Annotated in this window: 13 protein-coding genes and 1 pseudogene; 6 read left to right on the forward strand and 8 right to left on the reverse strand. The window is 60.4% G+C overall.

The genetic code is table 11. From position 1 onward, the window contains the following. Window positions 1-194 precede the first annotated feature (194 nt). The gene (gene cobT / locus G6K99_RS11265; protein ID WP_062456473.1) at window positions 195-1,211 is read left to right on the forward strand and encodes a nicotinate-nucleotide--dimethylbenzimidazole phosphoribosyltransferase; all 1,017 of its coding nucleotides are present in this window, start codon (window positions 195-197) and stop codon (window positions 1,209-1,211) included. A gap of 6 nt (window positions 1,212-1,217) precedes the next feature. Then, complete coding sequence (locus tag G6K99_RS11270) at window positions 1,218-1,610, forward strand: diacylglycerol kinase (protein WP_174196577.1); 393 nt, start codon at window positions 1,218-1,220, stop codon at window positions 1,608-1,610. Between the two features lie 19 nt (window positions 1,611-1,629). Here G6K99_RS11270 and G6K99_RS23460 read toward each other — a convergent pair whose 3' ends face one another. After that, window positions 1,630-3,150 (reverse strand): endo alpha-1,4 polygalactosaminidase, encoded by a 1,521-nt coding sequence (locus G6K99_RS23460; RefSeq protein ID WP_305798277.1) that lies wholly within the window; start codon window positions 3,148-3,150, stop codon window positions 1,630-1,632. A gap of 38 nt (window positions 3,151-3,188) precedes the next feature. Continuing rightward, window positions 3,189-4,724, reverse strand: a complete 1,536-nt coding sequence (locus G6K99_RS11285; protein WP_092660767.1) for a HAMP domain-containing sensor histidine kinase — start codon at window positions 4,722-4,724, stop codon at window positions 3,189-3,191. Between the two features lie 136 nt (window positions 4,725-4,860). Between G6K99_RS11285 and G6K99_RS11290 the strand changes: the two genes are divergently transcribed. From G6K99_RS11290 to G6K99_RS11305, 4 genes are all read left to right on the forward strand, one after another. Next, window positions 4,861-5,445 (forward strand): thermonuclease family protein, encoded by a 585-nt coding sequence (locus G6K99_RS11290; protein WP_174196578.1) that lies wholly within the window; start codon window positions 4,861-4,863, stop codon window positions 5,443-5,445. After that, window positions 5,442-6,092 (forward strand): uracil-DNA glycosylase family protein, encoded by a 651-nt coding sequence (locus G6K99_RS11295; protein WP_371816184.1) that lies wholly within the window; start codon window positions 5,442-5,444, stop codon window positions 6,090-6,092. Before G6K99_RS11290 ends, G6K99_RS11295 begins: the two co-directional genes overlap by 4 nt. A gap of 50 nt (window positions 6,093-6,142) precedes the next feature. After that, on the forward strand, window positions 6,143-6,634 hold the full coding sequence (locus tag G6K99_RS11300; RefSeq protein WP_062456489.1) for an Lrp/AsnC family transcriptional regulator: 492 nt from the start codon (window positions 6,143-6,145) through the stop codon (window positions 6,632-6,634). A 116-nt stretch (window positions 6,635-6,750) separates the two neighbouring features. After that, window positions 6,751-7,806 carry an alpha/beta fold hydrolase gene (locus tag G6K99_RS11305; RefSeq protein ID WP_174196579.1) on the forward strand — a complete coding sequence of 352 codons (1,056 nt, stop codon included), beginning with the start codon at window positions 6,751-6,753 and terminating at the stop codon, window positions 7,804-7,806. A 40-nt stretch (window positions 7,807-7,846) separates the two neighbouring features. Here the strand turns inward: G6K99_RS11305 and G6K99_RS11310 are convergent, their stop codons facing one another. The 6 genes and pseudogenes from G6K99_RS11310 to G6K99_RS11335 form a co-directional block, all read right to left on the reverse strand. Beyond that, on the reverse strand, window positions 7,847-9,034 hold the full coding sequence (locus tag G6K99_RS11310; protein ID WP_174196580.1) for a GAF domain-containing sensor histidine kinase: 1,188 nt from the start codon (window positions 9,032-9,034) through the stop codon (window positions 7,847-7,849). A 210-nt stretch (window positions 9,035-9,244) separates the two neighbouring features. Then, on the reverse strand, window positions 9,245-10,117 hold the full coding sequence (locus G6K99_RS11315) for an NAD(P)-dependent oxidoreductase (protein ID WP_174196581.1): 873 nt from the start codon (window positions 10,115-10,117) through the stop codon (window positions 9,245-9,247). Window positions 10,118-10,293: 176 nt separating this feature from the next. Next, window positions 10,294-10,704: a CopD family protein gene (locus G6K99_RS11320; protein ID WP_062456502.1), complete on the reverse strand. Its 411-nt coding sequence runs from the start codon at window positions 10,702-10,704 to the stop codon at window positions 10,294-10,296. Between the two features lie 3 nt (window positions 10,705-10,707). After that, a pseudogene (locus G6K99_RS11325) lies at window positions 10,708-11,270 on the reverse strand (DinB family protein). 100 nt (window positions 11,271-11,370) lie between these two features. Continuing rightward, window positions 11,371-12,843, reverse strand: coding sequence for a hypothetical protein (locus G6K99_RS11330; protein ID WP_174196582.1), 1,473 nt, complete (start codon window positions 12,841-12,843; stop codon window positions 11,371-11,373). Between the two features lie 173 nt (window positions 12,844-13,016). Continuing rightward, complete coding sequence (locus G6K99_RS11335; protein ID WP_371816164.1) at window positions 13,017-13,835, reverse strand: methyltransferase domain-containing protein; 819 nt, start codon at window positions 13,833-13,835, stop codon at window positions 13,017-13,019. Between the last annotated feature and the right edge of the window lie 41 nt (window positions 13,836-13,876).

Raw genomic sequence — 13,876 nt, forward strand, 5'->3', positions numbered from 1 at the left:
TTTGCGAGGCCTGTTTTTAGAATGGGTTTTTCGGCCGCAGCCTTTTTGACCTTGTCCCGTCCGACCTGACCTTGTCGCGTCGCTGATAGCCGATTATGAGATGGCGCATAAAGTATGATTTGCTGAATGATCAATCCCTACCCGATCCAGCGTCAGAAGACGATACCGCCCGAAAAGACCGAAGAGAGTTTTCCATGAGCATGACCGGCCTGCCGTTCGACGATTTCCGCACCCTGATGCAGAACCTTCCCGGCCCCGATGCAAGGGCATTGGTGGCGGCCCGCGAACGCGACGCGCAACTGACAAAGCCGGCGGGCTCGCTCGGACGTCTTGAGGAGATCGCCTATTGGCTGGCGGCCTGGTCTGGGCGGGCGCCGAGCGTGACGCGGCCGCTGGTGGCGATCTTTGCCGGCAATCACGGCGTCACCAGACACGGGATTACGCCGTTTCCCTCGTCCGTGACGCAGCAGATGGTCGAGAATTTTGCGGCTGGCGGTGCGGCGATCAACCAGATCTGCGTCACGCATGATCTAGGCCTCAAGATCTTCGACCTGGCGCTCGATTATCCGACCGGCGACATCGCCACCGAAGCGGCACTGTCCGAGCGCGACTGTGCGGCGACCATGGCGTTCGGCATGGAGGCGATTGCCGGCGGCACGGATCTCCTGTGTATCGGCGAAATGGGGATCGGCAACACGACGGTTGCGGCCGCAATCAACCTGGCGCTCTACGGCGGCGAAGCGGAAGACTGGGTTGGTCCCGGGACCGGTTCGCATGGCGAGCTTCTCGCCCGCAAAGTGGCCGTAGTGAAGCAGGCGGTCGAGTTCCACAAGGAGCATCTGTCGGACCCGCTGGAAGTGCTGCGTCGCCTCGGCGGGCGCGAGCTTGCAGCGATCGCCGGCGCTATCCTCGCGGCGCGGATGGAGAAGATCCCCGTTCTGCTCGATGGTTATGTGGTGACGGCTGCGGCCGCTATCTTGAAGGCGGCCAATCCGTCGGCGATCGATCACTGCCTGATCGGCCATGTCTCTGGTGAGCCGGGGCATCTGAAGGCCATCGAGAAGCTTGGCAAGACGCCGCTTCTGGCGCTCGGCATGCGGCTGGGCGAGGGTACCGGTGCAGCGCTTGCGGCCGGTATCGTCAAGGCGGCGGCTGCGTGTCACACCGGCATGGCGACTTTCGAGCAGGCCGGCGTCAGCAACAAGGACTGATGCTGGATGGAAAAGACGCCGCTGGACAGCCATATCGAAAAAGCGGCGACCTTTCGCAGGATCATCGCCTCGTTCCGGTATTCGATGCAGGGCCTCGCCAGGCTCTGGCGCGAGGCGGCGTTCCGGCAGGAGGTTTACGCCTTCCTGATCGGGATCGTCATCTTTGCGGTCGCCGGAGCGGGCTTTGGCGACTATTTCATCTTCATCATCCTGATGCTCGTGCTGTTTTGCGTGGAAGCGCTCAACACGGCAATCGAGGAACTTGTCGATAGGGTGTCGCCGGAGATTTCGGTTGTCGGGCGGCACGCGAAGGATCTTGGCTCCTTCGCCGTGTTCTGTCTGCTCTGCGCCAACGGCCTGTTTGCGCTCTATGTGGTGGTGAAGCAGATCTGGATCTGATCCGAAATGCGCTTGTGCCTCAGCCGATGATGTCGAAATCGGCGGCGGTGAGGCCGAGGTTCTTGTCAAGTTGGGCAAATTGCACGGCGGCGGTCTTGCCGGCGCCGTCGGCGTCGTAGAACAGTTTGCCTGTCAGCTTTTCGTAGATGATCCGGTCGCTGGCATCATGCGCCTTGGTGCCGGTGTGGAATGCGCTGGACAGGAGATCTCCGACCTTGCCGGCCTTGGCGAAGATATCGTCGTCCAGCCAGATGGTGTCGTCCTTCGCACTGAAAGCGCTGATCGTGTCGCTATTGGACACGCCGAACTTCGTATCGAACACGAAGATATCCGCGCCGGTGCTTCCGGACAGGACGTCCTTGCCGGCGCCGCCGTAGAGTTTGTCGTTTCCGGCCCCGCCGGAAAGCTTGTCGTTGCCGGATCCGCCGATCAGGGTGTCGTTGCCCTTGCCGCCATCGAGGCGATCATTGCCGTTGCGTCCGTCGATCCGGTCGTTGCCGGCAAGACCGTCGATCGTATCGGCAAGCTGCGAGCCGCGCAGGCTATCGTCCTTGTCGGTGGGGCGGATGAAGGCCGGGTCGCCGTCATGGGGGGCGGCCAGGCGGTCGAGATCGCGATCTGGTGCGGCGTATGGGATGAACCCGTCTTTCAGAGCGAGCTTGTTGAACTCATCGATCCGCGCCGTGCCGTTGATATAATCGACGGCGAAGACCGGTTTGCCGTTCGCGAGGAAATCCTTTTTGAGGATGTCGATCGTCTCGCGGTCCGGGTTGAGCTTGTTGTTCTCATCCGCATCGCCGCCATAATAGACGTCCTCGACTGCGATGCCGCCGATTGCGCCGAGATAGGCCTTTTTGCGGGCGCTGTCGGAGCCGAGGTCCTCCATGATGAAGGCACCGTTTTGCGGAATGACGAAAAAGTCGGGATTGGTTTTGCGGGCATGGTCGGTCAGCGCGACGATGAAATCCACCATGCGCTGCGCCGCTTGCTTCGTGTTTGCGGGATCGCCCGGCTGTCTGTCCTTGGCGGAGGCCTCGGCGCCCCAGAAATAATAGGCATCGACGATATCGAGATAGGCGGCGTCGAAGCCTGCCTTGACGATCGCATCGAAATCCCCGGTCTTCTTGTCGTTGAAGATCAGGTCCTGCCAGTCCTTGTCCCAGTAGCGAACCTTGCGCGATTCCGGCCAGTCGGCGTTGACGGGACCGAGCCAGTCAGGGGCTTTCGACGTCAGCTTGTCGCTGGCTTCGCCGCCCGATGTCCACGTCGTCTTCCAGTAGTCGCGAAACTCCGCGGCCTCGCCGATCGAGATATAGGACGCGACCACCGAGGGGCCGCCCATGCCGTCCTTCATCCGGGTGATCTCGTCGGCGGTAAACCGCTCCGCATTGCTGCCGTCACGCGTGGAATCGATGACAAGAAAATCATGGGTCGCGGACGCCAGCAGACCGCCATCAAGCGGATTGCCGTTCGTGCCCTGGAGCTCATAGCCCCAGTTGTCGACTGTGACTTTGCCGGACGACGTTGTGAAACTGACCATTTGGTGCCCCGGCTCGTGACTGATGTCGCAACGTGATGTTAAGCGAAACTCTTGCGGCGGCGTTCGATGGCGGGGGCGTCGGCGATGGCGGGGACGCTTTGGAGGATGCGGGTCGAGGGCAGGATGGCGATGGCTTCGGTGCCTTCGCGCAGCTTCGAGCGCAGGATGAACTGACCGTCGTGCTTGGCAAGGATCGCCTGGACGATCGGAAGGCCGAGACCGGTCCCCTGTTCGGCGTTCTTGATGGCAATCGATCCCTGACCGAAGGCGGAGAGCACGATCGGGATTTCCTCTTCCGGAATGCCCGGTCCGTTATCCTTGATCGCCACATACTGGCCGCCGCCCGCGGTCCAGCCCACCTTGACGGTGATTTCGCCACCCTGGGGCGTGAACTTGACCGCGTTGGAGAGAAGATTGAGCATGACTTGGCGCATCGACTTCTCGTCGGCCCAGACCTGCGGCATGTGCTTTTCGAACTGGTCGCGGATGGTGATGCTTTTCGCCCGGGCCCGCAGTTGGACCATGCCGATGCAATCTTCCGCCACTTCCAGAAGCGACAGCGAATCCTCCGTCAGATCGTAGCGGCCCGCTTCGATGCGCGACAGGTCGAGGATCTCGTTGATGAGGTTCAGGAGGTGTTGGCCGGAGCGGTGGATGTCGCCGGAGTATTCCCGGTAGGTCGGGTTGGCGAGCGGGCCCAGGACCTCGGAACTCATCACCTCCGAGAAGCCGAGGATAGCGTTGAGCGGGGTGCGAAGCTCGTGCGACATCGAGGCAAGAAAGCGGGATTTTGCCAGATTGGCTTCTTCTGCACGGCGGCGGGCCTCGTCGGACATGGACTTTGCCACTTCGAGCTCGGCGATCAGATCGTCCTTTTCCGACTGATAGGACATCAGCGTCAGGTTGGAGCGGTAGAGGCGCTCGGCGACGTAATGGAAAAACACGACCGCCGTCGCACACATGGCGGTAAGGCCGATATCGAGGACCTGACCCGACAGGATGGCGATGCTGAGAAGCGCCGCAATCATCGGCACGAAGCCGTAGAGAACGCTCTGGCGCAGCATGAACGTGCTCATGGCGGTGTAGGACACCGCAAACAGAAGCACCGCGCCCTTGTAGAAATAGAAGCTGTCGCCAGCGCAGGTGGAGCAGCCCTGAAGCGCGAAGACGCCCCAGCCGCAGCCGAGCAGGATATGTCCCGTCAGAAGGCGTCTACGCCATTTCCTGGTGTCGGCAGCCGTTATCTCCACCTTGCTCGCACGGCGTGCCAGAAGCACGTTGATCGCGTGCAGGCACAGCATCAGCAGCGCCCAGGCGAAGATGTGGATATCCGGATTGAGATAGAAGCCGATGGCGGTGACGACAGCAACAACGAGCGGCGTCATCAGTGCCGCCTGCAAACCGGAGCCGATATGGATGGAGAGCATATCGCGATCAAACGCGAAATTGCCATTGGACGACGACTGCAGCCGATCACGGGTCGCACGGACAGCCTTCGAGACAGCCTTGTTGCGGTGGCTGCGCGTGCGATCGACGATATTCTTGTCGGTTGATGTGCTGACGCCGCTACTCATAGGCTGTGTACTGGGCCTGTAAACTGATATCCCCGGGGTACTTGAGAGGCTAATCCGCAAACCTTAAGAAGATGCTGCCGGGAAAGGATTTGTTTGCCATTTCCGTGAAGCTTCCGTTTTGTTGTAAGGCTCAAATGTGACCCGTATCGTTAAAATAGGCCGCGACGCCGTGTTCCTGGCGGCGTTCATCTTCCTGGGCTCGCTGATTATCGCCAAGCTCGATATCGGCCAGGGAAGCGCGATCAACGGTCCGTTTTTTGCGATTGATGGCGACACGCTGGCCGCCGGTGCTGAGCGGCTTCGGCTTGTCGATATCGATGCGCCGGAGGCTGGCCAGACCTGTGGCGATGGCAAGGGCGCAGAGTGGGCCTGCGGCGATGCGGCTCGCGAAGCCTTGTCGAAGCTTGCGGCGAGTTCCATGACCGAGTGCCGCGGCGACGCGCGCGATCGCTACCGGCGTGTTCTGGTCTCCTGCCGCCGCGGTGACCTCGACATCAATGGCGAGATGGTGCGCCAGGGCATGGCTGTGGCGTCCGGTGGTTACGGGCGCGAGGAGGCGGCCGCGAAGGGTGCAGGCGAGGGGATCTGGGTCGGACCGTTCGAGAGGCCGAAAGCGTACCGGGCGGCGAAGGGGGCGATGGATGACGACGAGGGCACAACGGCGCTTGTCGATCGCGTAGGCGAGATGTTCGACCGGCTGAAGGCTGCGGTTTCGTGGTGAATGGCGATCCGGCTGGCATCGCGTCCCTCGCGGCCTCGTTCGCGCAGTGTCGCATCTGTCGCGATCATCCACTGAAAGGTGAAGCGGACCGGCTGCCGCACGAGCCGCGGCCGGTTGCCGTGCTGTCTGCCACCGCTCGGTTGCTGATCGCCGGGCAGGCGCCGGGCTTGAGGGTTCACGAGAGTGGTCTGCCGTTCAACGATGCATCGGGCAACCGCCTGCGGGACTGGATGGACGTGACGCGCGAGGAGTTCTACGATGCGCGGCGACTTGCGATCGTGCCGATGGGGTTCTGTTTTCCGGGCTATGACGCGAAGGGCAGCGACCTGCCGCCGCGCAAGGAATGTGCGCCGGCCTGGCGCAGCCAGGTGATGGCGGCGATGCCGCAGATCGATACGATCCTCGTGATCGGGCAGTATGCGAGTGCATGGCATCTCGGGTCGCAGCGCAAGCCGAGCATGACGGAAACGGTCATGAACTGGCGGCAGTATTTCCTCGCCAATGAGGGCCCGCGCGTTCTTCCGCTTCCGCATCCGAGCTGGCGCAATAGCGGTTGGCTGCGCAAGAATCCGTGGTTCGAGGCAGAGGTTATTCCAGCGCTTCGGCATCATGTGGATAGCCTGGTGCGGGGAACAAATTTCGCTTAACTGTGCGATAATGGGGTATATAACGGAAAATCATTTCGAAAGGACGTTTGATGGACCGCCTGGACCGCAAGATTCTGCGCATACTGCAAGAAGACTCCACGCTCGCCGTTGCAGATCTCGCAAAGAAGGTCGGACTGTCGACGACTCCGTGCTGGCGGCGCATCCAGAAGATGGAAGAGGACGGCGTGATCCGCCGTCGCGTGGCGCTTCTCGATCCGGTCAAGGTCAATACCAAGGTCACGGTGTTTGTCTCCATCCGCACCGCAAGCCACTCGATCGAATGGCTAAAGCGGTTTTCCGAAGTGGTGGTGGATTTCCCCGAAGTGGTTGAATTCTACCGCATGAGCGGTGACGTCGATTATCTGCTGCGCGTGGTCGTGCCCGACATTGCTGCCTATGACGCGTTCTACAAGCGCCTCATCGCCAAGATCGAGATCCGTGACGTGTCGTCCGTGTTCGCGATGGAGCAGATCAAGTACACGACCGAACTGCCGCTCGACTATATGTTGCTCGACAATCAGAAGTCCGGCGACAGCGACTGATGGTCAAGGCGCTTCACAGGGCTGTTATTTTCGATTGCCCTTAATGAGGCCGGACCTACCTTGGGCGTGTGACCCGGTGCATGCCATGTGCCGGGCGCGAGCCTCAAGGAGACCTGATGCCCACGCCATTCCTACGTTCTATCGTTGTCGTTGCTGCTGCCTTAGCCCTGCCGGGCCTCGGCGCCGCGCAAGGCGTGTCCTCGGAGCACCCGACCTATGGTCCGAGGCTTGAAGGCTTCGAGTATCCGTTCAAGACTGAAGTCTTCAGCGTGGCGGGGCAGAGGCCGGATGCCGCGGCCGCAGGCGACAGCCAGCCGCTGGAAATGGTCTTCATGGATATCGCCCCTGAGACGCCGAACGGGCGCACCGTGGTGCTTCTGCACGGCAAGAATTTCTGTGCGGCAACCTGGGAGGCGACGATCGGTCGGCTGACGGGCGCCGGTTACAGGGTGATCGCACCCGACCAGATCGGTTTCTGCAAGTCGAGCAAGCCGGCCGCGTATCAATTCAGCTTCCAGCAACTGGCGCAAAACACCAAGGCGCTGCTCGACGCGCGCGGTATCGACAAGGCGACGGTGGTTGGTCATTCGATGGGCGGCATGCTGGCGACGCGGTTTGCGCTGATGTATCCGGACTTTACCGAGCAGCTGGTTCTGGTGAACCCGATCGGTCTCGAAGACTGGAAGGCGAAGGGCGTGCCCTACCAGTCGATCTCGACGGCCTTCGAAGGTGAGCAGAAGACCAGCTTCGAGAGCATCAAGGCCTACCAGCAGAAGTTCTATTATTCCGGCCAGTGGAAGCCGAGCTATGACAAGTGGGTGGAGATGAGCGCCGGCATGTCTGCGGGCGAGGGAGGAGATCAGGTGGCCTGGAACCAGGCGCTGACTTCCGACATGGTCTTTACCCAGCCTGTTGTCCACGAGTTCGGGCAGGTGAAAACGCCGACCCTGCTCATCATCGGCACGACGGACAAGACGGCTCCGGGCGCTAACCGCGCCAGCAAGGCGATCGCCGCATCGCTTGGCGATTATACCAAGCTCGGCAAGCAGGCGGCGGAATCGATCCCCGAGGCGAAGCTGGTGGAGTTCGAAGACCTCGGCCATTCCCCGCAGATCCAGGATCCGGACCGGTTCCACAAGGCGCTGCTCGATGGGCTGAATGATCGCTCGTGATACTAGGAACCGCGTTCGCTTCAGAGAACGCGGTTCCTGATCAGCTTTCCGGCACGATTGCCGGCATGCGGAAGGTGAACACCGTCTGGGTATCATCAGAGGTGACATCGATATGGCCACCATGGGCCTTGGCGATCTGCGACGCGATGTAGAGGCCAAGGCCTAGACCCTGATCATGGGTGCCCGCATCGCTGCGGCTGAAGGGCTGGAACAGTTTTTCGATCGCCTTGCCGGTGATCGCGGTTCCGGCATTGGCGATTTCCAATTTCAGTTCGTCCCCTTCGACCGTTCCCAGAATGCGGATCGGATGTTCTGTAGAGCCGTGGGTGATCGCGTTGCCCAGAAGGTTGGAGAACATCTGCGCAAGGCGGTCATGGTCGACATCGAACAGGCCCGGCAGCTCTATCTCGACGTCAATCTGCCGCTCTGGATGGGCAGAGCAGATTTCCGAGACGACCTGCATCAGTGTGGGGCCAAGCGGACGATCTGCTTCCCTGCGTAGACCCAGACCGCCACCAAGCCTTCCGCGGGCGAAATCCATGACGTTATCGATCAGGCCGGACATGCGCAGGATACTGCCGCGCATCATGTTGAGCACCCTGGTAGACCGCTCGCTTTGCGCTTCGCGCTGCAGGATGTTGATGCCGCCGTCGAGCGACGCAAGGGGATTTCGAAGATCGTGGCCGAGGACTGCGATGAACTGTTCCCGCAACCGAGCCGTCGCTTCCGCATCGAGCAGACTTGCATTGGCCCGATCGAGCTTCTCGTCGGCTTCCAGATGGTAGGCAATCAGTTCGGCAAACAGCTTGAATGTTCCAATCACCAGCGGATTGTTAAGCGCTGCCGGCTTGGGATCTATGGCGCACAGGGTTCCGAAATAACGGCCATCCGGCAGGATGATAGGCATGGAAATGTAGCTCTTCAATCCGTAGAGCTTCGGGGTTTGATGCTGGAAGTAAACAGGGTCTTCGGCGACGTTGTCGATGACGATAACGTCGCGCGATTGCCGGACTTCGTGGCAGAGCGTCGTTTCGACCGGCAGTTCGCCTCCGGCCGGGAGGCCGAAATGGATGTTGTCGAGAACCTGGCAGGCAACCCACCGATCCTCCGTGACGCGAACCACTGCCGCATATCCCATCCCGGTCGCGCGACAGACAACATCAAGGATCGTTGGTACGGCACCGATACGCTGGACTGCGTCTATGTCGTCCTGAAAGTCATGCGCCATCAATATTCACCAATCCGGCTGACCTTGGTCCTCCAAAATACCCTCTACCCATGGGGCGTCGCAAGGACATCCACCACGCGTCAGGCTCACCGTCGCCGCATAATGCCGATGTAACCGCGAGTCCGGGTTTGCACCAGTCTGCTCTAGCTAAGGATAGAGCAACGGCCAATGTCAACGGGCCGTCGCCACGACTACTGTCGTATCGATAAATTACTTCCGCTCCAGCCGTGCCAGCAGCGACGACGTGTCCCAACGCTTGCCGCCCATCGCCTGCACTTCAGCATAGAACTGGTCGACCAGTGCCGTCATTGGCAGGTTTGCGCCGTTGCGACGGGCTTCGGTGAGGACGATATCGAGATCTTTGCGCATCCAGTCGACGGCAAAGCCGAAGTCGTATTTGCCCTGGTCCATCGTCTTGTGGCGGTTTTCCATCTGCCAGGATCCGGCAGCTCCCTTGGAGATGACGCCGACGACGGTCTCGATGTCGAGGCCTGCCTGCTTGCCGAAATGCACGGCTTCCGCCAGGCCTTGGACGACGCCGGCAATGCAGATCTGGTTCATCATCTTGGTCAGCTGGCCGCTGCCGACCGGACCCATCAGGCCGACCATGCGGGCATAGGCCTCGATCACAGGCTTTGCCGTGTCGAAGGTTTTCTGATCGCCGCCGCACATGACAGTCAGCACGCCGCCTTCGGCACCCGCCTGGCCGCCGGAAACCGGTGCATCGATAAAGCCGATGCCTTTCTCGCTGGCGGCTGTCTCCAGTTCACGGGCGACTTCGGCGCTGGCGGTCGTGTTGTCGATCAGGATCGCGCCGGATTTCATGCCAGAGAGAACGCCGTTCTCACCTGTGGTCACCTGGCGCAGATCGTCGTCGTTGCCGACGCAGATGAAGACGAAATCGGCATCTTTTGCGGCTTCGGCTGGCGTTGCACCGGTTCCTCCGCCGAACTTCTTTGCCCACTCGGCAGCTTTGGACGCGGTGCGGTTATAGACCGTGACGTCATGGCCGCCCTTTTCCTTCAGGTGGCCTGCCATGGGGAAACCCATAACGCCAAGACCGATGAATGCCACTTTCGCCATGCCGGAACTCCCTGAATTGCTGTGATGCGAGGATTAGAACAAAGCAAGGCCGACGGGAAGGGCAAAGCGCTCGCAAGCCTAACTAGCTGACCTGTCACGACGCTCCACCCGCCGGCTGCGGCGCGTTGGAGATTGGTTCGGTGATACCGTCGTGCAGAGCAGGGTCTCTCTTCTGATCAGAACGGCTTGATCACGGCGAGTGCCACGATCAGCACGAGACAGATCATGATGATTGGCATGCCGAGACGCACGAAGGCGTTCGGATCGCGTTTCGGATCGGCCGCCATCTTGCGCATGGCCGCCCCCTGCATGCCGTGCAGCGCGGAAAGCAGGATCACCAGCACGAACTTGGCGTGAAGCCAGCCGCCGGAAAAGCCGACGTAACCGATCGCCAGCCAAAGGCCGAAGATCCACGCGCCGGCAAGGGCTGCGGTCGTGACGGTGCGGTCGTATTTGCGCAGCGACTGGATGACGCCGACCCGGATCGTCGGGGGCACCATGGAGATGACGAAGGCGTTCACCAGCATGCCGCCGATCAGCAGGAAGTCGGAGATGAGGTGCAGGGTTTTTAGAACGAAATACAGCATGGGTCAGTCACTCCAGATCATGGATTCGGTAAAGCCGAGTTCGGCGAAGTCTTTTGCGCGCAATGCCTGTTCCTGCGGGTCCGACGGAAAGAACTCGTCGAGCTGCGGTGGGGAAACAGGGGTGGAAGACAGCATCGCATGCACCTGGCCGCGATGATGGATCTGGTGCTGGAAGAGGTGCAGCAGAATTCGATCGGCACGCTCGACCTGGACATGGTTTTGTCGCGGGATCCGGATTTCCCCGGCGAGGTCGGCCTCGCTCGGCGACGACAGTGATCGATCATGCGACGGTCGACGGCCCGTTGTTCCCGATCGAGATCCGCGATCGCGGGGAAGGGTGTCTGCGGCTCGAAGGCCGAAGCGCCGGGACAGTGTCCTTCGAGCGCACCGACGTAAAGCCAGTCCACCGTGAGAATGTGGTTGAGCGTGTGGATGATCGACGGGAAGAAGCTTTGCCGCGGCGCATCAAGATCCGCGGCCGACAGCAGCGCACAGGCTTTGAGCAGCCGATGATTGGCCCAGGCATTGTTATAGGCCTGGGCGAGAATATAACGCTGCGGTCCCATCGCCACCTCCATTGCGAAGTTGGTTTAGCCGTTCGGCACGGAGATGAGAAGACGGAAGTTGGTGTGGCTGCTCCGATGATGAACGGGGGGAGCTCAATGCCTAGACAGTATCCGATGCTGGACCTGACGTTTCCTGCTTTTTGTTCTGGGGATTGCGCTTGGAATCCCGGAAGTAGGAGGATCCTGGCTCGAGGCTGTCAGCAATGTCGTTCCACAACCGACGCAGGCGGCGGACGTGCAGATCGTCCGAAATCCATGTCATCAGATGTTCGGCGGCTTTCGTGATCAGTTTCGGCTCGCTGCTGACCCGCTCCCGGGCCCACTTGGCGTATTCGTCCACCGAGACCGGGCGGGCATTCGTACCGTCCATGATCATGAAGTTCATTTTCGCGATGTCAGCAAGCCTGCGCAGGTTGCTGGTCGGCGACATGAGGATGCTCATGTAGATGTCGTCGAATTCTTCCGGAGAATCGACGCTGTCGATTGCGCGTTCGAGGTCGAAGATCGTCCGGATGTTTAACTCCCGCAAAGCCAGGAACCGCTCGAGGCCGACGATATGACAGAGCTGCGCCTGGGCGACCCAGTCGATGCACTGATAGATCCCGAACGGCGTTTCGACGTGAAGGAGGATGGGATTGTAGGTGGCAAGGTTCTGGATGTCGTAGATGCCGCAGTCTTCAAGACGGAAGCGGATTTCGTAATCGATGCCGTTGATCACATCGAGCGACACGATCGGGGTGATGGACACGAAGCGGTCGTCGCTCACCTTGACCCAGGTGAAGATCTGCTGGAGCTTGACGAAGAGGAACTTGGTCGAGCTCTGCGGGAGCAGCCCGAGCATCGGCGCGAGTGCTATCCATGTGAGCGGCAAGGATTGGCCCGTGGTTTCGGCACCTGAGGTTGCCCCACCAGTCAGAACACGTCCGATGCCGCCGAGCGGGTCCGGAAAGGCTGCAAACAGGATGGCCGCAAAGAGAACCGATGCCAGGCTTTCGATGGTGATCCTCAGAAATGTGGTCGACGAAAGATCGAACACAGCGAGGCGGGCAAGAAGGGTGCGTGCCGAGGAAATGTAGGCGCCGATAAAGGCGAGCGACCCTATCACGATAAGCTTCGAGGAGGTGTCACCGCCGACGAGACCGGGCACAGGGCACTGAACGGAGATTTGTAGCCCGCAGCAGATCGCGGAAATGAAGATGTGGAAGCCGATATAACTGAGAAGGACAAACCCCAGCGACGACAGGAACAGACGATACGCGAATGTCACGCGGCCCTTTGCCGCGAGACTGATAAACTGCCGCAGCTTGTCCGCTTCCGGGAGAGCATCGAATTTGTCCTTCTCCGGAAAAACCAGATCGGCCGTGTATTTCGAGCGGACGAATTCGAAGGATGGATTGGTGCCGAGTCGCGAAGCTACGGTGTTTGAGGTACTGCCTTTTTCACTGCTGAAGTTGACGTAGAAATCCTGGATCTGTCGCAGCCGGCGCAAGCGCACTTCGTTTCGAGCTGCGAAGATGAGAAGCGGGCCAAGCAGGGCGATGACGAGAGCTATCCAGTCAATGCTCGAAAACAAGCCGCCCAAAAACGATAGTTTTGAGAAGGGGCTATCCAGCAGCCCAGTCCAAGACGTGGCATCCATAGCAATCCCCCCAATCAATCCGAATGCTATTATCGGTTGATTGGGTAAGATTTGCGCAACTTATACGTAATGTCAATATGACTCGACGAACCGTCCAGTTTAAGGTCTCAGCCCTTCAACTTCGCAATCACCAGATGGCCGGGGCTCGGGTTGCCGTCCTGCATCCGCACATTGATCTCGGTCATTTCCACGACGGTAAAGCCGGTCTCTTCAAGCCGCGAGCGGATGTAGGATTCCGAGTGGACAAAGCGCTGGTGGGGGCCGACCCGGTAGGGGGTGGTGTCGGATGCGGGGAGCGTTTCGGACGAGAAGGCGAACAGGCCGCCTGGCACCATGTTTTCGGCAGCGCCGAAGAACAGGGGCTCAAGCGCGCCGAGATAGGGCAGGACATCGGTTGCGGTGACGAGGTCGAAAGGCTCGTCGTCGTTGTCGTCAAGGAAGTCCTCGACCTCAGCGACGTAGAGCGTCTCGTAGAGATCCTTCTCATGGGCGATCTCGACCATTTTTTCGGAGAGATCGATACCGGTGATGTCGTCCACCATGTCGCGCAGCGTACCGCCGGTCAGACCGGTGCCGCAGCCGAGATCGAGCATGCGCTTGAACGGGCCAAGGTTCAGTTCCTGCAGACGCTGGCGCAGGATGACGGGCACGGCGTAGCCGAGCTGTTCGACAAGAATGTCTTCGAAGCTTTCGGCATGCTGGTCGAACAGGGTTTCGACATAGGCGTCCGGCGCTCTCGGCGGCGTTTCGCCACGACCCATGGAGGCGATGCGCACGGCTGCGCCACCATGATCCTCGGGGTCGATTGCCAGCACGTCTTCGTAGGCTTTTACCGCCGCGTCAATATCGCCGGCCTTTTCCAGCGCCAATGCGCGGTTGTAGGCCTCGGCCAGAGCTTCCTCGTCGATCTTCGTCATCGCCATCATCCTTTTCGTTGCGAAGCGCTTTAAGGGGCGGAGCGCCGTTT

The sequence above is a fragment of the Neorhizobium sp. AL 9.2.2 genome (assembly GCF_013317225.1).
GTDB classification, from domain to species: Bacteria; Pseudomonadota; Alphaproteobacteria; order Rhizobiales; family Rhizobiaceae; genus Neorhizobium; species Neorhizobium soli.

Coding starts and splice junctions, on each gene's coding strand:
- G6K99_RS11315 (WP_174196581.1), bottom strand. CDS start 10,117: ATGGCGAAAGTGGCATTCATCGGTCTTGGCGTTATGGGTTTCCCCATG.
- G6K99_RS11335 (WP_371816164.1), bottom strand. CDS start 13,835: ATGATGGCGATGACGAAGATCGACGAGGAAGCTCTGGCCGAGGCCTAC.
- G6K99_RS11285 (WP_092660767.1), bottom strand. CDS start 4,724: ATGAGTAGCGGCGTCAGCACATCAACCGACAAGAATATCGTCGATCGC.
- G6K99_RS11320 (WP_062456502.1), bottom strand. CDS start 10,704: ATGCTGTATTTCGTTCTAAAAACCCTGCACCTCATCTCCGACTTCCTG.
- G6K99_RS11310 (WP_174196580.1), bottom strand. CDS start 9,034: ATGGCGCATGACTTTCAGGACGACATAGACGCAGTCCAGCGTATCGGT.
- G6K99_RS11305 (WP_174196579.1), top strand. CDS start 6,751: ATGCCCACGCCATTCCTACGTTCTATCGTTGTCGTTGCTGCTGCCTTA.
- G6K99_RS23460 (WP_305798277.1), bottom strand. CDS start 3,150: ATGGTCAGTTTCACAACGTCGTCCGGCAAAGTCACAGTCGACAACTGG.
- cobT (WP_062456473.1), top strand. CDS start 195: ATGAGCATGACCGGCCTGCCGTTCGACGATTTCCGCACCCTGATGCAG.
- G6K99_RS11300 (WP_062456489.1), top strand. CDS start 6,143: ATGGACCGCCTGGACCGCAAGATTCTGCGCATACTGCAAGAAGACTCC.
- G6K99_RS11270 (WP_174196577.1), top strand. CDS start 1,218: ATGGAAAAGACGCCGCTGGACAGCCATATCGAAAAAGCGGCGACCTTT.